Source organism: Streptomyces sp. MH60, from assembly GCF_002939385.1.
In the GTDB taxonomy this organism is placed as follows: domain Bacteria; phylum Actinomycetota; class Actinomycetes; order Streptomycetales; family Streptomycetaceae; genus Streptomyces.
Map to the genome: position 1 here is coordinate 85,147 of NZ_MULI01000019.1, position 21,977 is coordinate 107,123.

At 72.4% G+C, this 21,977-nt stretch carries 20 protein-coding genes and 1 pseudogene; 10 read left to right on the forward strand and 11 right to left on the reverse strand.

Going from position 1 to position 21,977, the window contains the following annotated elements; genetic code table 11:
• The first annotated feature begins 6 nt into the window (after positions 1-6).
• The 4 genes from BZZ08_RS15140 (at position 7) to BZZ08_RS15155 (ending at position 6,291) form a co-directional block, all read left to right on the forward strand.
• Positions 7-936, forward strand: a complete 930-nt coding sequence (locus BZZ08_RS15140; protein WP_104632730.1) for a carbohydrate ABC transporter permease — start codon at positions 7-9, stop codon at positions 934-936.
• Complete coding sequence (locus tag BZZ08_RS15145; RefSeq protein WP_104632731.1) at positions 933-1,853, forward strand: carbohydrate ABC transporter permease; 921 nt, start codon at positions 933-935, stop codon at positions 1,851-1,853. Before BZZ08_RS15140 ends, BZZ08_RS15145 begins: the two co-directional genes overlap by 4 nt.
• A gap of 32 nt (positions 1,854-1,885) precedes the next feature.
• Positions 1,886-3,133 (forward strand): glycoside hydrolase 5 family protein, encoded by a 1,248-nt coding sequence (locus BZZ08_RS15150; RefSeq protein WP_104632732.1) that lies wholly within the window; start codon positions 1,886-1,888, stop codon positions 3,131-3,133.
• Between the two features lie 134 nt (positions 3,134-3,267).
• The gene (locus BZZ08_RS15155) at positions 3,268-6,291 is read left to right on the forward strand and encodes an alpha-mannosidase (protein WP_104632733.1); all 3,024 of its coding nucleotides are present in this window, start codon (positions 3,268-3,270) and stop codon (positions 6,289-6,291) included.
• Between the two features lie 25 nt (positions 6,292-6,316).
• Here the strand turns inward: BZZ08_RS15155 and BZZ08_RS15160 are convergent, their stop codons facing one another.
• Positions 6,317-7,729, reverse strand: a complete 1,413-nt coding sequence (locus BZZ08_RS15160) for a lipase maturation factor family protein (RefSeq protein WP_104632734.1) — start codon at positions 7,727-7,729, stop codon at positions 6,317-6,319.
• A 128-nt stretch (positions 7,730-7,857) separates the two neighbouring features.
• Between BZZ08_RS15160 and BZZ08_RS15165 the strand changes: the two genes are divergently transcribed.
• Positions 7,858-9,948 (forward strand): SpoIIE family protein phosphatase, encoded by a 2,091-nt coding sequence (locus tag BZZ08_RS15165; RefSeq protein WP_104632735.1) that lies wholly within the window; start codon positions 7,858-7,860, stop codon positions 9,946-9,948.
• Positions 9,949-9,988: 40 nt separating this feature from the next.
• Positions 9,989-10,852, forward strand: a complete 864-nt coding sequence (locus tag BZZ08_RS15170) for an Fpg/Nei family DNA glycosylase (RefSeq protein WP_104632736.1) — start codon at positions 9,989-9,991, stop codon at positions 10,850-10,852.
• A gap of 39 nt (positions 10,853-10,891) precedes the next feature.
• Here BZZ08_RS15170 and BZZ08_RS15175 read toward each other — a convergent pair whose 3' ends face one another.
• From BZZ08_RS15175 to BZZ08_RS15185, 3 genes are all read right to left on the reverse strand, one after another.
• On the reverse strand, positions 10,892-11,542 hold the full coding sequence (locus tag BZZ08_RS15175) for a zf-HC2 domain-containing protein (RefSeq protein WP_104632737.1): 651 nt from the start codon (positions 11,540-11,542) through the stop codon (positions 10,892-10,894).
• A gap of 172 nt (positions 11,543-11,714) precedes the next feature.
• Positions 11,715-12,230 carry a hypothetical protein gene (locus tag BZZ08_RS15180; RefSeq protein ID WP_104632738.1) on the reverse strand — a complete coding sequence of 172 codons (516 nt, stop codon included), beginning with the start codon at positions 12,228-12,230 and terminating at the stop codon, positions 11,715-11,717.
• A 141-nt stretch (positions 12,231-12,371) separates the two neighbouring features.
• On the reverse strand, positions 12,372-12,926 hold the full coding sequence (locus BZZ08_RS15185; RefSeq protein ID WP_104632754.1) for a sigma-70 family RNA polymerase sigma factor: 555 nt from the start codon (positions 12,924-12,926) through the stop codon (positions 12,372-12,374).
• Positions 12,927-13,190: 264 nt separating this feature from the next.
• Here BZZ08_RS15185 and BZZ08_RS15190 point away from each other — a divergent pair, with 264 nt between their 5' ends.
• Complete coding sequence (locus BZZ08_RS15190) at positions 13,191-14,345, forward strand: CapA family protein (protein ID WP_104632739.1); 1,155 nt, start codon at positions 13,191-13,193, stop codon at positions 14,343-14,345.
• A gap of 7 nt (positions 14,346-14,352) precedes the next feature.
• On the opposite strand, the gene BZZ08_RS15195 is transcribed toward BZZ08_RS15190, so the two are convergent.
• Positions 14,353-14,826 (reverse strand): MarR family winged helix-turn-helix transcriptional regulator, encoded by a 474-nt coding sequence (locus tag BZZ08_RS15195; RefSeq protein ID WP_104632740.1) that lies wholly within the window; start codon positions 14,824-14,826, stop codon positions 14,353-14,355.
• Between the two features lie 58 nt (positions 14,827-14,884).
• Here BZZ08_RS15195 and BZZ08_RS15200 point away from each other — a divergent pair, with 58 nt between their 5' ends.
• On the forward strand, positions 14,885-15,700 hold the full coding sequence (locus BZZ08_RS15200) for an alpha/beta fold hydrolase (protein ID WP_104632741.1): 816 nt from the start codon (positions 14,885-14,887) through the stop codon (positions 15,698-15,700).
• Here BZZ08_RS15200 and BZZ08_RS15205 read toward each other — a convergent pair.
• Both BZZ08_RS15205 and BZZ08_RS15210 read right to left on the reverse strand, forming a co-directional pair.
• A complete protein-coding gene (locus BZZ08_RS15205; RefSeq protein WP_104632742.1) occupies positions 15,697-17,103 on the reverse strand; it encodes an amino acid permease in 1,407 nt (468 codons plus the stop codon). The two genes, BZZ08_RS15200 and BZZ08_RS15205, sit on opposite strands and share 4 nt — an antisense overlap.
• A gap of 120 nt (positions 17,104-17,223) precedes the next feature.
• Entirely contained in the window at positions 17,224-17,685 is a 462-nt protein-coding gene (locus BZZ08_RS15210; RefSeq protein WP_104632743.1) for a universal stress protein, read from the reverse strand.
• A gap of 109 nt (positions 17,686-17,794) precedes the next feature.
• Between BZZ08_RS15210 and BZZ08_RS15215 the strand changes: the two genes are divergently transcribed.
• Entirely contained in the window at positions 17,795-18,634 is an 840-nt protein-coding gene (locus BZZ08_RS15215) for a polysaccharide deacetylase family protein (protein WP_104632744.1), read from the forward strand.
• A gap of 34 nt (positions 18,635-18,668) precedes the next feature.
• On the opposite strand, the gene BZZ08_RS15220 is transcribed toward BZZ08_RS15215, so the two are convergent.
• On the reverse strand, positions 18,669-19,334 hold the full coding sequence (locus BZZ08_RS15220) for a class F sortase (protein WP_104632745.1): 666 nt from the start codon (positions 19,332-19,334) through the stop codon (positions 18,669-18,671).
• Positions 19,335-19,665: 331 nt separating this feature from the next.
• Between BZZ08_RS15220 and BZZ08_RS15225 the strand changes: the two genes are divergently transcribed.
• The gene (locus BZZ08_RS15225; RefSeq protein WP_198601486.1) at positions 19,666-20,160 is read left to right on the forward strand and encodes a hypothetical protein; all 495 of its coding nucleotides are present in this window, start codon (positions 19,666-19,668) and stop codon (positions 20,158-20,160) included.
• An 86-nt stretch (positions 20,161-20,246) separates the two neighbouring features.
• On the opposite strand, the gene BZZ08_RS15230 is transcribed toward BZZ08_RS15225, so the two are convergent.
• The 3 genes and pseudogenes from BZZ08_RS15230 to BZZ08_RS39175 form a co-directional block, all read right to left on the reverse strand.
• A complete protein-coding gene (locus tag BZZ08_RS15230) occupies positions 20,247-20,765 on the reverse strand; it encodes a hypothetical protein (RefSeq protein ID WP_104632746.1) in 519 nt (172 codons plus the stop codon).
• A 190-nt stretch (positions 20,766-20,955) separates the two neighbouring features.
• Positions 20,956-21,720: a bestrophin-like domain gene (locus BZZ08_RS15235; protein ID WP_104632747.1), complete on the reverse strand. Its 765-nt coding sequence runs from the start codon at positions 21,718-21,720 to the stop codon at positions 20,956-20,958.
• Between the two features lie 16 nt (positions 21,721-21,736).
• Positions 21,737-21,977 (reverse strand): annotated as a pseudogene (locus BZZ08_RS39175) (hypothetical protein); the annotation flags it as partial.

A 21,977-nucleotide genomic window follows, 5' to 3' on the forward strand; every position in this document is an offset into this window, starting at 1 on the left:
GACGTCATGGCGAGTCCCACCCTCACCACCGGCACACCGGACGCCCGCACGGGCGGCGTCCGGCGCGTGCGGCGCCAACTGCCCGCCAGCCCCTGGCTGTTCGCCGCACCCGGTCTGCTGATCACCGGCGCGTTCATCCTGTACCCGTTCGTCTCCACCCTCGTCAACTCCTTCACCGACCGCCGCACGCTGGTGCCGGGCGAGTTCGTCGGCCTCGCCAACTTCCGCGAGCTGCTCCACGACGACATGTTCTGGATCGGCCTGCGCAACAGCTCCCTGTACGTCCTCGGGGTCGTCCCCGCGCTGGTCCTGCTGCCGCTGCTGCTCGCGCTGCTGGTGCAGAAGAACATCCCCGGCATCACCTTCTTCCGCTCGGCCTTCTACACCCCGGTCGTCGCCTCGATCGTCGTCGTCGGACTGATCTGGGTCTGGCTCCTCGACGAGCGCGGCCTGGTCAACTCCCTGCTGGAGACGCTCGGCGCCAGTCCGGTCGGCTTCCTGAGCGACCAGTGGCTGATCCTGCTCAGCGCGATGGGCGTGACGGTCTGGAAGGGCCTCGGCTACTACATGATCATTTATCTGGCGGCGCTGGCCAACGTGCCCCGCGAGCTGCACGAGGCCGCCGCCGTGGACGGCGCGGGCGCGGTCCGCCGCTTCCTCACCGTCACGGTGCCCGCGGTCCGCTCCACCATGGTCCTGGTCGCGGCGCTCTCCTCGGTCGCCGCCTTCAAGGTCTTCTCCGAGGTGTACCTGATGGCAGGCCCCAGCGGCGGCCCGGCCGGCGAGGACACCACCCTGGTGATGCTGGTCCAGCGCACCGGCACCGGCCTGACCGGCCGGGTCGGCTACGCCTCCGCCATCTCCGTCGTCGTCTTCGTCGTCACCGTCGTCCTGATGCTGCTCGTCCTGCGCGCCGACCGGAAGGAGGAGTCGTGAGCGTCGCCGAGAAGACCCGGCCCGCCGGCAAGCCCCGGGCCGCCTCCGGGACCCGGGAACGCGAACCCCGGATCACCGACGAGCACGGCCGCCGGGTACGCGGGTGGGAACTGGTCCTGCGCTACCTGCTGCTGCTCGGCGTCCTGGCCCTGACCATCGGCCCGTTCCTGTGGCAGCTGTCGACCTCGCTCAAGGGCCCCACGGAGGACATCTTCAGCTCCCCGCCGAAGTTCCTGCCCTCCGATCCCACCCTGCACAACTACGAGCGGGTCGCCGACACCATCCCGGTGTGGGACTACGCCCTGAACTCGCTGAAGGTCGCCGCGGCCAACGTCGTCACCAACTGCGTCGGCGCCGCCCTCGCCGGGTACGCCCTGGCCCGGCTGCGCTACCGGGGCCGGCGCGTCGCCACGCTGGTGTTCATCCTGGCCATGCTGGTGCCGGTGGAGGGCATCATCATCGCCCAGTTCACCACCATGCGGGAGCTGGGCCTCAACAACACCCTGGTCGGCGTGGTGCTGCCGGGCTGCGTCAGCGCCCTGAACGTGCTGCTGATGCGCAACGCCTTCCTCAACCTCCCCTACGAGATCGAGGAGGCCGCCTTCGTCGACGGCGCCAACGTCTGGCAGCGGTTCTCCCGGATCGCGCTGCCCGCGGTGAAGGGCACCCTCGCCGTCGTCGCGATCTTCGCCTTCATGGGCGCCTGGGACGACTTCCTGTGGCCCCTGATCGTGCTGAGCGACCCGTCCAAGTTCACCCTGACCATCGGCCTGAACTACCTGCACGGCACCTTCGCCAACGACGAACGCCTGGTCGCCGCGGGCACGATCATCGCCGTGGCGCCGCTCATCGTCCTCTTCGCCTGCCTCCAGCGGTACTTCTTCCGCGGCGTGGGCGAGGGCGCCGTCAAGGGCTGAACCCCCCGCTTTCCCCCTCCCAAGGACACCGCATGCCTTCTGCCGTGCGCTTCGGCGTCAACTACACCCCGAGCGAGGGGTGGTTCCACCACTGGCTTGACTTCGACCTCGACTCCGTACGCGCCGACCTGGATTCCATCGCCGCCCTGGACGTGGACCACGTCCGCGTCTTCCCGCTCTGGCCCTACTTCCAGCCCAACCGCGCCCTGATCCGCGGGCGCGCGGTCGAGGACCTGGTGGCGCTGGTCGACGCGGCCGGCGAACGCGGCCTCGACGTCAACGTGGACGGTCTCCAGGGCCATCTGAGCAGCTTCGACTACGTGCCGGCCTGGACCCGCACCTGGCACCGGCGCAACCTGTTCACCGACCCCGACGTCGTCGAGGGCCAGGCCGCCTATCTGCGCACCCTCGCCGCGGCGCTGGCCGGACGGTCCAACTTCCTCGGCATGACCCTCGGCAACGAGGTCAACCAGTTCTCCGCCGGGCCCCACCCCGACCCGGACCGCGCCACCAGCGACCAGATCGACGCCTGGCTGGAGCGGATGCTGTCCGCCTGCGAGGAGGGCGCCCCGGGCCGCACGCACCTGCACGCCGAGTACGACGCCACCTGGTACCAGGACGACCAGCCGTTCACCCCGGCCCAGGCCGCCCGGCGGGGCGCCGTCACCGCGGTGCACTCCTGGGTCTTCAACGGCACCGCCCAGCGCCACGGCCGCGCCTCCGTGCCCAGCGAGCACCACGCCGCCTACCTGATCGAGCTGAGCAAGGCCTGGGCCGACGACCCGAGCCGCCCGGTCTGGCTCCAGGAGGTCGGCGCCCCCGCACCCCTGGTCCCCGCCGAGCACGCCGCCGCCTTCACCGAGGCGACCGTCGAGAACGCCCTGGACTGCCCGGACCTGTGGGGCGTCACCTGGTGGTGCTCCCACGACGTGTCCCGGGCGCTGGCCGACTTCCCGGAGCTGGAGTACGGGCTCGGGCTCCTCACCAACGACCGGCGCCCCAAGGACACGGCGCGGGTCCTGGCGAGCGCGGCGCGCGCGGTCCGCGCGGGGTCCCGCCCCACCCCGGCCCCGCGCACCACGGCCCTCGCCGTGCCGGCCGACCCGGCCGCGCGCTCGGCCTGCGCACCCGGCGGTGCCGTCTTCGACGCCTTCTTCCGGCTGGTCGCCGACGGTGCCCGCCCCACCACCGTCCTCGACACGCGCGCCGCCGACAGCGGGCACCTCGCGGCCCGCGGCATCACCGAGGTCGTCGTCCCCGACCAGGTGCCCGTCCGGTGACCCCGGCCGCGCCCGGCACAACGAGCGCGCCGCACGATTCGAAGCGCGTGCCGCTGGGGAGCTGTACCTGACGTCGGCCCCCGCCCTCGCGACCCACCCTGGCAACCACTCGCCCCCGACCCCGGAGCACCCGCATGCATGACGACCGCAACCTGGTCGAAGCCCGCCTCAAGCGCGTCCTCGACGAGCGTGTCCGCCCCGCCCTCTACCCCGAGTCCGTACCGCTGGACGTCGCGGTCTGGAACGCGCCCGGCGAGCCCGTCCCGGTCGAGGAGGGACTCGCCGCCGAACCGCGTCCCATCGAGGTCGGCGCCCGCTGGGGCGCGCCCTGGGGCACCAGCTGGTTCCGCGTCACCGGCACCGTGCCCGAGGAGTGGGCCGGCAGGACCGTCGAGGCGATCCTCGACCTCGGCTTCGACGAGAACATGCCCGGCTTCCAGTGCGAGGGCCTGGTCTACCGCCCCGACGGCACCCCCGTGAAGGGCCTCAACCCGCGCAACCAGTGGGTGCGGATCGGCGCCCCCGTCGAGGGCGGCGAGGAGGTCCGCCTGCACGTCGAGGCGGCCTCCAACCCCGTCATCCTCGACTACCACCCCTTCGTGCCGACCCAGCTGGGCGACAAGGACACCGCGGGCAGTGAGCCGCAGTACACCCTGGCCCGCATGGACCTCGCCGTCCTGGACGAGACGGTGTGGAACCTGGTGCTCGACCTGGAGGTGCTCGGCGAGCTGATGGCCGAGCTGCCCGTGGAGTCGCCGCGCCGCTGGGAGATCCTGCGCGCCGTCGACAAGGCACTGGACGCCATCGACCTCCAGGACGTGGGCGGCACGGCGGAGCAGGCGCGTTCCCGCCTGACCGAGGTGCTGTCGGCCCCCGCCGTGCCCTCCGCGCACCGCATCAGCGCCGTCGGGCACGCGCACATCGACTCGGCCTGGCTGTGGCCGCTGCGCGAGACCGTGCGCAAGGTGGCCCGCACCACCTCCAACATGACCGCCCTGCTGGAGGACGAGCCGGACTTCGTCTTCGCCATGTCCCAGGCCCAGCAGTGGGCGTGGGTGCGCGACCACCGGCCCGAGGTGTGGGCGCGGGTCAAGAAGGCCGTGGCCGACGGGCGCTTCGTGCCGGCCGGCGGCATGTGGGTGGAGTCGGACACCAACATGCCCGGCTCGGAGGCCATGGCCCGGCAGTTCGTGCACGGCAAGCGCTTCTTCCTCGACGAGTTCGGCGTCGAGAACGACGAGGCGTGGCTGCCGGACACCTTCGGCTTCGCGGCGGGCCTCCCGCAGATCATCAAGGCGGCCGGCGCCAAGTACCTGCTGACGCAGAAGATCTCCTGGTCCCAGACGAACAAGTTCCCGCACCACACCTTCCGCTGGGAGGGCATCGACGGCACCCGGATCTTCACCCACTTCCCGCCCGTCGACACCTACAACTGCTCCATGAAGGGCAGCGAGATCGCCCACGCGGCGAAGAACTTCAAGGACAAGGGCGTCGCCCGGCACTCCCTCGCCCCCACCGGCTGGGGCGACGGAGGCGGCGGCGCCACCCGCGAGATGGTCGCCAAGGCGGCCAGGCTGCGGAACCTCGAAGGCTCGGCGACGGTCGAGTGGGAGACCCCGCACGCCTTCTTCGAGAAGGCCGAGGCCGAGAACCCCGCGCCGCCCGTCTGGGTCGGCGAGCTGTACCTCGAACTGCACCGCGCCACCCTCACCAGCCAGGCCAGGACCAAGCAGGGCAACCGCCGCAGCGAACACCTGCTGCGCGAGGCCGAGCTGTGGGCGGCCACGGCGGCCGTGCGCGCCGGGTTCCCCTACCCGTACGACGACCTGGACCGCATCTGGAAGACGGTCCTGCTGCACCAGTTCCACGACATCCTGCCCGGCTCCTCCATCGCCTGGGTGCACCGCGAGGCCCGCGCCACCTACGACCGGGTCGCCGCCGAACTGAACGGCATCATCGACGCCGCCCAGCGCGCCCTGGCCGGTGAGGGCGACACCCCGCTGGTCTTCAACTCCGCCCCGCACGCGCGGGCCGGGGTCCCGGCGGGCGCCGCCGCGTCCCCCGCCGCCGAGGGCCGGACCGGCCTGACCCCCCGCCCCGGCGGCGGCCACGTCCTGGACAACGGACTGCTGCGCGTCGGGATCGACGACCGGGGACTGGTCGTGTCGGCCTACGACCTCGCCGCCGACCGCGAGACCATCGCGCCGGGCGGGGCGGGCAACCTGCTCCAGCTCCACCCGGACTTCCCGAACATGTGGGACGCCTGGGACGTCGACGAGTTCTACCGCAACACCGTCACCGACCTCACCGACGCCGACGAGGTCGCCCCCGGCGACGACGGCGCCTCGGTGCGGATCGTCCGCTCCTTCGGCTCCTCCCGCGTGACCCAGGTGCTGACCCTTGCGCCGGGGGAACGGCGGCTGGAGGTGGACACCGAGGTCGACTGGCACGAGACGGAGAAGTTCCTCAAGCTCGCCTTCCCGCTCGACGTGCACGCCGAACGGTACGCGTCGGAGACCCAGTTCGGGCACTTCCACCGGCCCACCCACACCAACACCAGCTGGGAGGCCGCCAAGTTCGAGGCCTGCAACCACCGCTTCGTGCACCTGGAGGAGCCCGGCTGGGGCGTCGCCGTCGTCAACGACTCGACGTACGGCCACGACGTCACCCGCACCGTCCGCACCGACGGCGACGCCGGTACGACCACCACCGTGCGGGTCTCCCTCCTGCGCGCCCCGCGCTTCCCCGACCCCGAGACCGACCAGGGCGTGCACCGCTTCCGGCACGCACTGGTGCCCGGCGCGGGCATCGGCGACGCGGTGCGCGAGGGCTGGCGGATCAACCTGCCCGAGCGGCACCTCGCGGGCGGCGCCGGGGAGGTCGCGCCGCTCGTCGCGGTGGACCGGGACGCGGTCGTCGTCACGGCCGTCAAGCTCGCCGACGACGGCAGCGGCGACGTCGTGGTCCGCTTCCACGAGGCCCACGGCGGCCGGGCCCGCGCCACCCTCACCACGGGGTTCGCGGTCACCGACGTGCAGGTGACCGACCTGCTGGAACGCCCGCTGACGGACGCGGAGGCCCCCCGGGCGGACGGCGACCGGATCACCGTGGGGCTGCGTCCGTTCCAGCTGATGACCCTGCGGCTCAAGCGCGCCTAGCGCCTCCGCCTCCGACGGGCCCGGCTCACCGGGAAGAGGTGAGCCGGGTCGGCGGCAGGTACTCCCGCACATACGTCCGCTCCCAGCACGCGCCCGTCTCCCGCAGCTCCCGCCAGGTCGTGTACCGGTACCGGAACAGCCGGGCGCGCACGAAGCGCGGCGGCGCGTCGGGCGGGAACGGGGAGCTGCGCAGCAGCCGCAGCGTGGCGCGGTCGTTCTCCAGCAGCCGTTCCACGAAGGTGCCGAACCACGATCCGGCGTAGGAGGGCGACAGCGCGGCGAACCACATCAGCCAGTCCAGTCGCAGGTGGTACGGCGCGAACTGGCGCGGCCAGCGGTGCGGATCACCCGGCTTGCCCTTGAACTCGTACGCGCGCCAGTCGCCGTCCTTCCTGGCCACCTCGTCGGCGGTGCCCTCGACCACCACCTCGTACCGGACCCGGCCGACCGAGCCGAAGGCGCCGTAGGTGTTGACCAGGTGCAGCGAGTCGAAGGAGCGGTTCATCACCTGGCGGCGGGAGATCATGTTGCGCACCGGCCGGTGGCTCAGGAACACCAGCAGCGCCGCCACCGCCAGGACCACGACCTCGTACCAGAGCGGGGCGGCGGCGGTGGACGGCGGACCGGCCGGGAAGCGGATCACCGAGAGGGCCAGCACGATGGTGATCCAGTTGAGCCAGGAGAAGTTGCCCGAGAGCACCAGCCACAGCTGGGTCGCGATCATCAGCGCGGCGGCGGCCGTCGACACGGGGTGCGGGGCGAACAGGAGGAACGGCACCACCAGCTGCGTGACATGGTTCGCGGCGACCTCGACGCGGTGCAGCGGCCGGGGGAGGTGGTGGAAGAACCAGCTCAGCGGGCCGGGCATGGGCTGGGTCTCGTGGTGGTGGTCCAGACAGGTCAGCTTCCGCCAGCACTCGTCGCCGCGCATCTTGATCAGACCCGCCCCGAACTCCACCCGGAACAGCAGCCAGCGCAGCAGGAACAGCACCACCACCGGCGGTGCCACCTCGTCATTGCCCAGGAACACGGCGACGAAGCCGGTCTCCAGGAGCAGCGACTCCCAGCCGAACGAGTACCAGGTCTGTCCGACGTTGACGATCGAGAGGTACAGCGCCCATGGCACCAGCCACAGCAGCATCGCCCCCCACAGCGGCAGCAGCGAGTCCAGCCCGGCCACCAGCGCCGCCGACACCGCGCAGCCCGCCCAGGCGCAGCCCGCGAAGAGCCGGTCCGAGTAGCGCCACTGGAACAGGCTGGGCGCCCGCCGGAACGGCACCCGCTCGACGAAGCGGGGCACGGGCGTCAGACCGCGCTCGCCCAGCAGCGCCCGGAACTGCAGGGCCGCCGTCAGGAACGCGACCAGGTACACGACGGCCAGGGCCCGCTGGAAGACCAGCCGGGCCAGCCAGTAGTCGGGTGCGGTGAACCACTCCAAGGCCGGCTCCTCTCGTACCCGCTCCGTGTACCCCGCCCGGTCACCGGGCCCCCCCACCGGAGCCCCTCCGGCACCGCCCGGTGAACCAGGAGTCGAAGATTCCGACAAATCCTGGCAAGGTGGGGTCCATGTCTGATCGGGGAGCGAGCGCCCCGTCACTCCCGGACGACTGGCCCGCCCACCCGGACCCGATCCTGGCGCTCAACCGCATGGGCAGCTTCGACTGGGACCTGGACGCCGGACTGTTCCACATGGACGCCCAGGCCCACGAGGTGTTCGACCTGCGCCCGGAGGAGTACGACGGGCGCCCCGAGTCGCTGGCGCTGCGCGTGCCCACGGCGGAGAGCCGCCGCATGGACACCATCGTCGCCCGGGCCATGAAGGACGGCAGCGAGAACTACGGCACCTACTTCCGGCTGCGCCGCCGCGACGGCACCCTGCGCTGGACCCACACCCAGGGCTACATCCGCCGGGACGAGACCGGCCGCCCCCGCCGGATCATCGGCATCGTCCGCGACGCCACCCAGGAGGTGGCCGACATCGCGGCCAACCGGGAGCAGGCCGCGCAGGACGAGGCACGCCGCCGGCTCACCAACGTCGTTCAGCTCGCCACGGCGGCCCTCGCGCACGCCCGCACGGTGGACGACGTCATCGACGTGCTGCGCGACACCCACGGACTCACCCGGCTGGGCGCCACCAGCCTGGTGATGGGCCTGGTCGAGGCCGGCCGCATCCGGCTGGTCGCCGACGGGCCCGAGAACAGCTTCATCCCCGGGACCCGGGTCACCCGGATCGACGAGCCGTACCCGATGAGCGAGGCGGTGCGGACCCTCAGCCCCCGCTTCATCGAGTCGCCGGAGGAGTTCGCGGAGCGCTACCCCCGGCTGTGGCAGGACATCACCCACCTCGGCATCACCGCGGCCGCCTACCTGCCCCTGATCGCCCAGGCCCGGCCCATCGGCGCCATCGGGCTGCTCTACAGCGACCGGCACGGCTTCTCCCCGGAGGACCGCAACGTCCTGGTCGCGCTCGGCAGCGGTATCGCGCAGAGCCTCCAGCGGGCCATGCTCTACGAGCAGGAGATGGACCTCGCCGAGGGCCTCCAGCAGGCCATGCTGCCGCGCACCATCCCCAGCGTGCCCGGCTGCGACGTCGCCGTCCGCTACCGCGCGGCCTCCATCGGGGGCGCCCTGGGCCGGGACATCGGCGGTGACTGGTACGACCTGATCCCGCTGCCCGGCGGGCGCGTCGGCGCCGTCATCGGCGACGTCCAGGGCCACGACACGCACGCCGCCGCCGTCATGGGCCAGCTGCGCATCGTGCTGCGCGCCTACGCCGCCGAGGGCCACCCCCCGGCCACGGTGATGGCACGGGCCTCCGTCTTCCTGCACGAGCTGGACACCGACCGCTTCGCGACCTGCCTGTACGCCGAGGCCGACCTGGGCACCGGAGTGGTCCAGGTGGTCCGCGCCGGACACATCGACCCGCTGCTGCGCTTCGGCGACGGCACCTGCCGCCTGGTACGCGTCGAGGGCGGGCTGCCGCTCGGCCTGTCCGCCGAGTTCGGGCGCCTCGCCTACCCGGTCGCCACCCTGGAGCTGGACCCGGGCAACACCCTGCTGCTGTGCACCGACGGCCTGGTCGAGCAGCCCGGCGCCGACCTCGACGAGGGCATGGACGTCCTCACGGCGCTGATCACCTCCGGGCCGCAGGACGTGCGGGACCTGGCCGACCGGCTGATCGACGTGGTCGACGAACGGCGCGGCGACGACGACGTCGCGCTGCTGGTGCTGCGCCGCCACGGCCTGGGCGCCCCCCGGACCTTCGGCCGGGTCCAGCAGCACGTCTCCCCGGGCGACCCCGAGGGCCTCACCGAGGCCCGGCACATGATCCGCACCGCCGTCCGCTCCTGGGGCGCCAAGGCCCAGAGCGACGAGATCGAACTGGTCGCCGACGAGCTGATGACCAACGCCCTCATGCACACCGAGGGCTCCGCGATCGTCACCCTGCGGCTGCTCACCGGAACCGAGCGGCGGCTGCGGGTCGAGGTCGAGGACTCCTCCAGCGCCCTGCCGCGCCGTCGGGAGGCCGGGGACGACGGGGTGTCCGGGCGGGGCCTGCTCCTGGTCGACACGCTCGCCGACGAGTGGGGCGTGGAGGCACGCGGCGGCGGCAAGGTCGTGTGGGCCCAGTTCGAGGTGGCGCACGGCGCGGGCTGAACCCACTGGCACGGTCGGTCGCCGGTGGCACTCTGGACGTATGCCAGAACTGCCCGAGGTCGAGGCGCTCCGCGATTTCCTGACCGAGCACCTCACCGGCCGCGAGATCGTCCGGGTCCTGCCCGTGGCGATCAGCGTCCTGAAGACGTACGACCCCCCGCTCACGGCGTTGGAGGGCCACGAGGTGGCGGCCGTGCACCGCCACGGCAAGTTCCTCGACGTCGAGACGGCCGACGGCCCGCACCTGGTGACCCACCTGGCCCGGGCGGGCTGGCTGCACTGGAGGGACAGCCTCCCCAGCGGCATGCCCAGACCCGGCAAGGGCCCGCTCGCGCTGCGGGTCGCCCTGGAGACCGGCGCGGGCTTCGACCTGACGGAGGCGGGCACGCAGAAGCGGCTCGCGGTGTACGTCGTGGCCGACCCGCGGCAGGTGCCGGGCGTGGCCCGGCTCGGACCGGACCCGCTCGCCGACGACTTCGACCAGGCACGCTTCGCCGCCCTCCTCGACGGTGAGCGGCGGCAGCTCAAGGGCGCCCTGCGCGACCAGAGCCTGATCGCGGGCGTGGGGAACGCGTACAGCGACGAGATCCTGCACGCCGCCAGGATGTCCCCGTTCAAACTGGCCGCCTCCCTCACCGACGAGGAGACCGCCCGGCTGTACGCGGCGCTGCGCGACACGCTCACCGAGGCAGTGGAACGCTCCCGGGGCATCGCCGCCGGACGCCTCAAGGCCGAGAAGAAGAGCGGACTGCGGGTCCACGGCCGCACCGGGGAGCCCTGCCCGGTGTGCGGCGACACCGTCCGCGAGGTCTCCTTCAGCGACTCCTCGCTCCAGTACTGCCCGACCTGCCAGACCGGCGGCAAACCGCTGGCGGACCGCAGGATGTCCCGGCTGCTGAAGTGACGGCGCCGAGGCGGTGAGCGGCGGCCGCCGGGGCGGCGGTCAGCCGGCCGGCAGCGTCACCAGGTGCTCGCCGTCCGCCGTGCGCACCTCGTAGCGGTCGATCTGGCCGGGATGCAACGCGGCCCCGCCGCGCATGGTGTGCGGCCGGGCGTCGTGCCGGGGGACCATCCAGCTGGTGACCGTCTGTTCGGACCCGTCCCGGCCGACGGCGACGAGCCGGCACGAACGCGGGCCGGCCCCGTCCTTGACCTCGAGTCGCACGTCCGTGCCCCAGATCTCGTCCTCGGCCGTGATCCGCGCCCACACCCCGGACCGGGCGTCCGTCGCGGTGACCGGTGCCGCCGGGTCGCCCTGGCTCGCGTACAGCACGGCGCCGGGCCCGGCCACGGCGCACACGACGGCGGCGGCCACGGCGTACAGCACCCGCCTGCGGCCGGCCCGCCGGCGCGTGGCCACCGCGGACAGCAGCCGGTCGAGCAGCCGGGGTCCCGGCCTGGTCAGCGGGTGGACGATACGGGGCGTCGCCTCCCGGTAGAGCATCAACTGGCGGGTGGCGGGGCCGAATTCGGTCACCTGGGCCGAGCACCGGGGGCATTCCATGAGGTGGTCCTCGAAACGGAAGGCCTCCGCCTCGTCCAGCACGCCGAGCGCGTAGGCGCCGACGTCACGATGCCTTTCCAGGGACCTCATGCCGAATCCTCGTACCGTCGGGTGCGGGTGGGGTGACTCCTTGCTCCCACCCGTACGCACCGGACAGCCGAATCACTCAAGCCACGGCGGAATCGCGACCGAGGTGTTCGGAGCGGTCCGGGGCGTGGATTGGTCCCTCCTTCGGGAAAGTTCGCGAGGCCGTCCGGGGCGGCTAGAACAGGTGGATGGCGAGGTGCCCCAGCGGCAGCCCGAGCTGCCAGGCGGGCGTCCACACCTTCGGCCCCTCGTCCTCCCCGGTCACCGCCGCCCCGCCGGGGACCGCGTTCAGGTCCGGGGCGAGCAGTTCGGTGTCCTGGAGCCAGCGCCAGGCGGCCCGGGCCAGCTCCAGGTCCGGCGAGTGGCGTCCGGCGGCCACCGCGTCGGCCGTGACCTCGGCCAGCCGCCCGTGCACCCACTCGTGCCAGGGCTGGTCGTAGGCGGTCAGGGACAGCCAGGTCTCCAGGTGGGTGACGACCCGGATGCCGCTCAGCTCGTTCTCCGTGTCGGACAGGAAGACGGTGAGCGCCAGCGCGTCGCGGCCGGCGCGGAACTCGAAGGACGTCGGCGGCATCAGGTCGCCGGTCCGCAGCAGTTCGTCGGCGATGTACTCGGCGTACAACCACGCCATGGGAACGCTCAGTTCGCCCCCACCGGTGCCGTCCGTGCTCTCTTGACCTCTGTGCAGCATCCCTTCCTGCCTTCCTCCGGTGCGTGCGCGTCGCCCGACCCGGGTCATGGGCCCCCGTCCGGAACACGGATGAGGACAGCCGATTACTCAACCGGGGTCCTGGGCAAGGCGCTTTACGGAGGTTTGACCATAGGGCCGGTTTCACCGCAGGTCGGCGGCGTATCCCGGTAGCACCCTGCGCATGGCGCGCAGCGCGTAGTATGCGCGGGACTTCACGGTACCGGGTGGGATGCCGAGGGCGGCCGCGGCTTCCGCCACACTCGCCCCCTGGAAATACACCAGCACCAGGACTTCACGGTGCTCCGGAGTGAGTGTCTTCACAGCCTCGCGCACATCGAGGGCCGCGGCGGCCCGTTCGGCGTGGTCGGAGCAGACGCGGGCGTTCTCCAGTACGGCGTCGCCGACCTCCGGGGGGCGCGCCTGGCGGGCGCGGCGCGCGTCGATCGCGAGCCGCCGGGCCACGGTGAGCAGCCACGGCCGTACGGAGTCGAAGGCGTCGGCGCGCAGGGCCTCGGGGTGCTGCCAGGCGCGGACCAGAGTCTCCTGCACCAGGTCCTCAGCACGCTGCCGGTCGCCGTCGCTGAGCCGCAGCAGCAGCGCGAAGAGCGGCCGGCCGTGCTCGCGTTGCAGTGCGGCGAGCTCGTGCTCGGCGGTCGTCCCGTTCGCTGTGTCCGTCAGGGTGATTCCGGCCGTCATGGCCGTATGGCACCGCAGGGGGCCGCGCGGGGACAGGGCGTGCGCACGGGTGTGCGGCGGGCGGTCGATCGCGTCGACGAACGGTTCGACGAACGGTCGGCGTGCGGCCGGCGTGCGGCGGGCGGGTGGTCCGGGCACCCCGTTCGCGCACGCCGGACGGGCTAATGGGCGTGTCGGAACCGCCGGTGACAAGCCGTGGCTCTTTATCTGTTTGTAAGTAAATGTGACTTTCCATCGGTGTGTGCGACCCAGCGGAGTGAACGGATGATCACACGCAGTCGGCAGGTGGCCCTGGCCCTGACCGCCCTCCTCACCGCGGGCGCGGCCTGCCAGGCCGGCGACCACGAACCGCCGAAACCGCCGGCGCCGGCCCCGTCCGCCGCGGACACCGGCGGGTTCACCCTGGTCGCCTCCGGGGACGTGCTCCCGCACGACTCGATCATCGAGCGGGCGCGCTTCGACGCGGGCGGCACCGGCTACGACTTCCGCCCCATGCTCGCCGGCGCCCGGCCCGTCGTCGCGCGGGCCGACATCGCCCTGTGCCACATGGAGACCATCTACGGCGCGAGGGGCGACTACAGCGGCTACCCGCTCTTCAAGTCCCCGCCCGAGGTGGCGAAGGCCCTGGCCGCCACCGGCTACGACGGCTGCTCCACCGCCTCCAACCACAGCGTCGACGACGGCGCGGACGGCATCCGCCGCACTCTGGACGCCCTCGACCGCGCGGGCGTACGGCACGCCGGGACGGCGCGCACCGAGGCCGAGGCGGACCTCGCGACGGTACTGCGCGCGGGCCGGGCCCAGGTGGCCCACCTCGCCTACACCCTCCACACCAACGGCCACCCGCTGCCCGCGGACCAGCCCTGGGCGGTCGGCCTGATCGACGAGGCAAGCATCGTCGAGGACGCGCGGGCCGCCCGGAAGGCCGGCGCCGACGTCGTCGTCGTGTCGCTGCACTGGGGCACCGAGTGGCAGGACGAGCCCGACCAGGACCAGGTGGCCCTGGCCCGCAGCCTGACCGCCGCACGCACCGGCGACCGCCCCGACATCGACCTGATCCTCGGCACCCACGCCCATGTCCCGCAGGCCTACGAGAAGGTCAACGGCACCTGGGTGGTCTACGGCATGGGAGACCAGATCGCGGGTGAGATGGTCAACAGCGAGGGCGTCCGCGATCCGCGCGGCAACCAGTCGGCCATCGGCCGCTTCACCTTCGCCCCGCCCGAACGGGCCGGTGAGCGCTGGAAGGTGACGAAGGCCGAGTTCGTACCGCAACTGTTCGACGTCGACGCCGGCCGGGTGGTGAACCTCAACCGGGCGATCGGCGAGGGCGCCGACCTGGGCGCCGTGCGCGACCGCATCCGCGACGTGGTGCTCGGCCGGGGCGCCGCCGAGGACGGGCTGGTGATGGGCGAGTAGGTCACGGTCACGCGTCCGCCACGTGGTCCAGGGCCGTCAGCATGGCCCCGAGCACGCGCAGACAGGTGGTGACGTCGGCGTCCGTGAGGTCCGAGCCGACCTCGCGCAGCAGGCGGTGCTCCCGGTCGAGGACGCCGTCGATCGCGGCCCGGCCCCGGTCGGTCAGCCGGATCAGCGACGACCGGCGGTGCGCCGGGTTCGGGATGCTCTCAACCAGGTCCAGGGCCGCGGCCTCGTTGACCATCCGCTGGACGAACTGACGGCTGATCGCCTGGGCCCGGCCCATCTGCGGCACGGTCATCGGGCCGCCGCGCCGCAGCATCGTCAGCACGGCGCGGACGCCCACGGACAGACCGTCGGCGGCCAGCCCCTGCTCGACGCCGCGCTGAGCGCGCCGGTAGAGGGGGCCGACCAGGTCGTAGACCTCGGTGAGGCGCCGGGCGAGCACGTCCGGGGGGAGGGGTGCGTCGATGTCGTTCACCCCACCATCATGACACCCAGGTTGCCAAAGTGAGAGCCGACATGACACCCTGGTTGTCATGAATTTCGCTTCGGACCTCCGTCTCTTCGCCTCCGACGACGGCGATCTCGCCTACCGCGACACCGGCGCGGGCGACCCGGTCGTCCTGCTGCACTCCGGCTTCACCGACCACCGCGTGTTCGACACCCAGATCCCCGCCCTGTCCCGCGAGTACCGCGTGATCGCTCCCGACGTCCGCGGCCACGGCGCCTCCGCCAACGCGACGAGGCCGTTCCGCTGGGCGGACGACCTCGCCGCCCTGCTCCGCCACCTCGACACCGGACCCGCGGTGCTCGTCGGCGTGTCCATGGGCGGGGCCATCGCCACCGACACGGTCCTCGAGTACCCGGAACTGGTCCGTGCGGTGGTGGCCTGCGGGGCGTCCACCAGCGAGTTCGAGTACACCGACCCCTGGGTGCGACAGGTGCAGGCGGAGCAGGCCGCCGCACTGGGCGCCGGGGACGTCGAGGGCTGGCTCACGGCGTTCCTGCGCTTCGTGCCGGGGGAGTACCGCACCCTCGACGACGTCGACCCCGACGTGCTGCGCCGCGTGCGCGAGATGGCCCTCGGCACCCTCGCCAAGCACACCCCGGACGAGGAGAACCACCACGTGCCCCTGACCGGCACCTGGGCCCGCGTCCCGAAGATCGACGTCCCGGTCCTCACCGTCAACGGCGCCCTGGAGGCGCCCGACCTGATCGCCGACGCGGAACGGCTCGCCCGCACGGTGCGCGACGGCCGTTCCGCCGTCGTCGAAGGCGTCGCGCACTACCCGAACATGGAACGGCCCGGGGCCTTCACGGACATCGTCGCCGGATTCCTCGGCACCCTCTAACGCGGTGCCAGTTCCGACTTCCGGTACGAGTACGCGAAGTAGATCACCAGGCCCACCACGAACCACACGGCGAACCGCACCCAGGTCTGCCACTGCAGGAACGTGATCAGCCAGATCGAGAAGACGATGCCCAGCGCCGGCACGAACGGCATCCACGGCGTACGGAAGGTGCGCGGCAGGTCCGGCTGCCGGTAGCGCAGCACGATCACCGCCGCGCACACCACCACGAACGCCAGCAGGATGCCGATGTTGGTCAGCTCCGCCGCCTCGCCGATCGGCAGGAACCCGGCGATCACGGCCGACGCGACCCCGACGATCCAGGTGACCCGCGTCGGCACGTGCCGCGTCGGGTGCGTCTTGGCGAACCACTTGGGCAGCAGTCCGTCGCGCGACATCGAGAACCACACACGGGTGACGCCCAGCATGAACGTGAACATCACCGTGAGGATGCCGATGATGGCGCCCACCGCGATGATGTCGGCCAGCGAGCTGAGCCCCACCGACTTGAACGCCGTCGAGAAGCCGCTCTCCGGGTCGATCTCCTTGTAGTTCTGCATGCCGGTCAGCACCAGGCAGGCCGCCACGTACAGCACCATCGAGATGATCAGCGAGTAGATGATCGCCTTCGGCATGTGCCGCTGGGCGTCCTTCGACTCCTCGGCCGCCGTCGACATGGCGTCGTAGCCGAAGACCGCGAAGAACACCGTCGCCGCACCGGTGAACGCCCCGCCGACCCCGAACGGGAAGAACGGGTGGTAGTTCGAGCTGTTGATGTGGAAGACGCCGACCCCGATCACCAGCAGCACCACCAGCACCTTCAGCACGACCACGACCATCTCGAAGCGGGCCGCGTTCCTGATGCCCAGCGTCAGCAGGTACGCGATCAGCAGGCACAGTACGGCCGCGAACAGGTCGACCTTGTGCCCGTCCCCGGTGCCGGGCGCCCCCAGCATCCAGTTCGGCAGGTCCGCGCCCATCTCGCCGACCAGGAAGCTGAAGTAGCCCGAGATGCCGATCGCGACCACCGCCACGATCGCCGTGTACTCCAGGAGCAGGTCCCACCCGATGAACCAGCCCACCAGCTCGCCCAGGACCGCGTACCCGTAGGTGTAGGCGGAGCCCGCCTTCGGGATCAGCCCGGCGAACTCGGCGTACGACAGGGCGGCCGCCGCGCTCGCGACACCGGCGATGAGGAAGGAGACCAGGACCGCCGGACCCGCCGTGCCGTTGGCGACCGTGCCGGCCAGCGTGAAGATCCCGGCGCCGATGATGCCGCCGACGCCGATCGCGGTCAGCTGCCACAGCCCCAGCGAGCGCACCAGGCCCCCGCCGCTCTCCGCCTCCTCGATGTGTTCGATGGGTTTGCGGCGGAGAACACCCTCACCCATGCGGATCCGGGCCATGCGCCTCACCTCTTCGTGAACGGCAAACGGCTGACGGTGGATCATGATGACGCACACGCGTCCGTGACGGAAGTCACGACGCACGCAGGACCCAAGACACCCGCACCGGCCCGGCCGGTGCTACGGCACCACCGTCACCGGCCAGCGTCCCGCCTTCACCAGCCGCACCGCGACCGAGCCGACGAACCGGTGACCGGCCTGCTCGGAGGCGCCCACCACCACCGCGTCCGCCTTCAGTTCGTCGGCCGTCTGCACCAGACCGCTGTACGGGTCGCCGCGGAACGTGTGGAACTCCCAGCGGATGTCGAATATCCCCTTCACCCGCTCCGTCGCATCCCGGATCTGGGCCACCAGCTCCTCGGCGATCTCGTCGGTCGTCTCCGCCACCGACGCCCCGAGCGCCGCGCCTCCCGCCAGCACCGGCTGCACGTACACCACGGCGAGCAGGGCACCCTGCCGCCTGGCCAGCCCCCCGGCGTAGGCGGCGGCCCGCAACGAGGAGTCGGAGCCGTCGACACCGGCGACGATGACCTTAGGGCCGTCCGTGCCGCGTTCGAACTGATGGGAGTGCTGTTCCGTCACGCGGCGAGATTATCGGAGACCCGGCGATCTTGAGCCGGGCGGGTGGAATCATGCCGCCGCCCCGGTGTTGCTCGGGTGCGGCGCACCGTGACCGGGCGAGGGATGAGTCATGAAGAAGGACCAGTTGCTCACCCGCCGGACCCTGCTCACCGGCGTCGCGGCCCTGGGCGCGGCCGGCGCCGGCGGCGCGCTCGCGGCGGGCCTGGGAAACGGCCCGGCGAAGCCGTCCGCCCCCGTCCCCGCCCCCGGGCCCCCGCAGCGCAGCCCGCTCAAGCCCTCCGCCTACCGCCTCCAGCCGCTGACCGGGTACGGCGCCCCACGGGCCGCGCCCGGCCGGCCCCCGGTGCGCAGCGAGCCGATCCTGCGCATGACGGGCCGGGGCCGGACCATGATGCTCACCTTCGACGACGGACCCCACCCCGAGTACACCCCGCGGATCCTGGACACCCTCGCGAAGTACGAGGTGCGCGCGACGTTCTTCGTCTGCGGGGAGATGGCGGACTACAACCGGGACCTGCTGACCCGGATGGCCGACGAGGGGCATGTGGTCGGCAACCACACCTGGTCCCACCCGCTGCTGACGAAACTCTCCCGGCGCCGCATCCGCTCCGAGATGGAGCGCACCAGCGAGGTGGTCGAGCAGGCCTACGGCGAGGCGCCCCGCTGGTTCCGGGCCCCGTACGGCGCGTGGAACCGCGCCGCCTTCCAGCTCGGCGCGGAACTCGGCATGGAGCCGCTCGCCTGGACCGTGGACACCCTGGACTGGACCACACCCGGCACCGGCACCATCGTCGACCGGGTCGAGGAAGGCGCGGCCCCCGGCGTCGTGGTGCTCTCGCACGACGCCGGGGGCGACCGCTCCCAGAGTGTCCGCGCCCTGCGGCGCTACCTGCCCGAACTGCTCGACTCCGGCTACCACCTCACCGTTCCCCGGCGGCGCCTGATCTGACCGCCGCCGCCGCGCCCGCCGGGCCGGGGCACGCTCAGCGGACCTCGGTCAGGCGGGCGAAGGCGACGACGTTCCCGTCGTAGCCGTTCTGCTTGGTGAAACCGCCGCCGCAGGTGATGACCCGCAGTTCCGGGCCGCCCTTGGAGCCGTAGACCCGGTCGCCGGGGAAATTGTCCTTCTCGAAGACCTCGATGCCGTAGATCTCGAAGACCGCCGTCTTGCCGTCCTGGCGGTGCACTTCCACCTTGTTTCCCTTTTTCAGGGCGCCGAGCCCGTAGAAGACGGCGGGGCCCTGCTGGTTGTCCACATGGCCGACCACGACCGCGGTGCCCCTTTCCCCCGGGGACACCGCGCCGGTGAACCAGCCGGCCAGGTTCGGGTCCTCGGGCGGCGGCGCGTCGACCCAGCCGTCCGCGTCGAGACCGACCCCCATGACCGGCGCGTCCACCTGGATGGCGGGGATGGAGACCCGGTCCGGCACCGAGTACGGCAGCGGTGTGACGCCGGCGGCGGCGCCGTCACCGGCGGCCGCACGGGTGTCCGAGGCGGCGGCCGACGCGGGCTGCGGGGGGCCCACGTCGAATTCCCCGGAGCCGTTGCGGATGAGCGCGAGACCGGTCAGCAGAACAAGCGCTATCACGCCCCAGGGAGCGCGCTTCCTCCGCCGCTCCTCCTCTTCGGCCAACTCGGAGTCGTACATTCGCCTTCCCCTCTCGACCCGGCCGTCGCCGGATCATCCGCGCATACGAGCACGCTAAGCGCCGTGCGGGGGACCGGCGACGGGGCAGCGGCGAACGGGTGGTGCGCGCGTCCCTCCGTGCGCCATCCGGGAGGTGACCGGCGGAGATTTTCTGACGGGGCGTGACCTGCGGCGATATCCACTCGCGCGGTTTCGGCCCGGCAACCCGCTCACCAGGACGGACCATTCCCGAAATGCGGCTGGGGGCAGGGCAACTGAGGGTCTTTCTGGGAGGCGCTTTCTCGCCGATCGACCGGGGACGGGACCCGGGGCGTCTTCCGCGGAGGATCACATGCTCACCACTCGTGCCCTCGCGGCAGCCGGCGCCGCCGTCGCTGTCCTCGGACTGGCCGCCCCCGCGGCCACCGCCGGAGGTGACCACAACCAGCCGAGCAACATCGTCGCGCTGCCCAGCGTGATCGCCCGCGGCGGTCAGATGACCGTCACGGTCGACGGCTGCCCCCAGGGCGGCACCATGACCTCGGACGCCTTCCGGACCACCCACCTGACCCCGGTCAGGGGAGCCAACGAGACGTCGAAGGGCACCGCCACCATCAGGCAGGACGCCAGGCCGGGCTCGTACGACATCACCGTCAACTGCTCGGGCCGGCGGCTGACCCGGCCGGCGGCCTTCACCGTCATCGGCGGTGTCCGCGGCGGTCTCGGCGGCAGCAGCTCCGACGGGGCGACCTCGACCGACATCGCGATCGGCGGCGGGCTCGTCGCCGCGGCCGTCGCCGGTGGCGGACTGTTCTGGATGCGCCGCCGGTCCGAGCGGCGTATCTGAGCGCCCGCGACCGGAGCACGACCGCAGAGCTTCGCCCCGGACCCTCGTCGGATCCGGGGCGAAGTCCTGCGCTCGGTGGGGCGGGATCAGGCGCCGTCCGCGCCGGAACGGCGGCGCGAGAGGTGGTACGCCGTGCCCACCGCTCCCGCGACGAGCGCCGCCCCGAGCCCGAGCTGCTTCATGTCGAACCCGGCGACGCTGCCGCCCTCCCCGGCGTGTACGCCCTTGGAGTGCCAGGGCTCGTCGGACGGGTGGTGCGAGCCGCCGCCCGCGATGGTCAGGTCCACCGTGCCGGTCTTGTCCCGGCAGGCGAACGTCACCCGGTAGACCGCCCCGCGCCGGGCGTCGCGGGCGACCCGCGCCGTCGCCGCCGACTCGTCCCGGGGGATGGTGACCGTGTCGAACACCGGCGAGGTCACCGTGACCCGCCCGTGGCAGCCCGCGGCGGTACGGCCCACCCCCAGCGTGACCTCGCCGCCGGGCGCCACGGTGGCGGGGCTGACGGTGAAGCCGAACGTGTTCGAGCCCACGGCCCCGGCCGGTACGCAGGCGGAGAGGGCGGCCCCGCCCAGCAGTGCGACCGAGGCGACGGGTATCGCGCGCATGGTGAATCCCTCCGGGTCCCCGAGGAGCAGCGGCGGACCTGTTCCGCTCGCGCCAGGAATGCACCTCGATGCCCGAAACGCTAGGAAGCCGTGCACGTCGCCGCGATCGCAGTCGTGCGAATGGGGCAAGCGTGTGGGCCGCTCAGGCGACGGTGACGGCGTGTCGGCCGCCACCGTCCCCGCTGTCGTGTCAGTCCCCGGCGCCGGGGAAGAGGCTCAGGAACGGGTCGGTCGACGCCGCGACGCCCCGGCTGAAGGGTGCGTCGAAGTCCCAGATCAGGAAGAGCAGGAAGGCGATCAGCGCGGAGAACAGTCCCGCGAGGATCAGTTCGCGGGTCGTGCGCCGGATCTGCAGGGCGAAGACCATCCCGATGGTGACGACGGCCCCGGCGATCAGCCCGAACCACACCACCCCCGGCATGGTCGCCCCGGTCGACTGGGTGCGGGAGGTCCGGGCCTGGTCCGCGAGGGCCACCTGGTCGACGAGGGGCTGGTACGCCTGCGCCTCGAAGTCCGACCTCGGCTCGTAGTCGGTGACGTCCGCGCGGACGCGGTCGAGCAGTTCGGTGCCGCGGTCGGTCACCTCGCCGTGGTCGGCCATGGCCTTCCACTCGGTGGTGACGACGTGTCCGACATAGGCGTTGACATCCGCCCGGATGCGGTCACGGACGTCGGGCGGGTAGACCCGGACCCGTTCCGAGATCTCGTGCAGCGCGACGGCCTCCGTCTGCACGTCGGCCTGGGCCGCGCTGCGCGCCTCCCAGACACCGGCGATGGCCAGGCCCAGGACGATGGCGTACACCACGCCGATCCACATCGTCATGTACTCGATGACGTCCGGGGTCTCGGTGATGTCCTCGTCGTCGGACGCGGTGCGGTGCCGTAGGAGGGTGACGATGACGACCACGACACAGGCGGCCAGCATCGCGAGGGTGAGAACAAGCCATTCCGGCAAGAGAGGCCTCCAGGGATCAGCGCGCACGGAGCGCGGCGACGGCGACCACCGCGGGCACCGTGATGAGCAGGACGAAGACGAGCGGCGACGTGGTCCCGCGGGAGGACCGCTGCGGCGCCCGGGCGGCGCGGTGGCGCGGATAGTGCACCGGGCTGAGCGACGGACGGGGTGTGGGCTCGGGCGTGGCCGGGGGAGCGGGCGCGGGCGCCGCGGGACGGACCGGCGGCGGGGCGGGGCGGGGCGTCGGGGACGGGGTC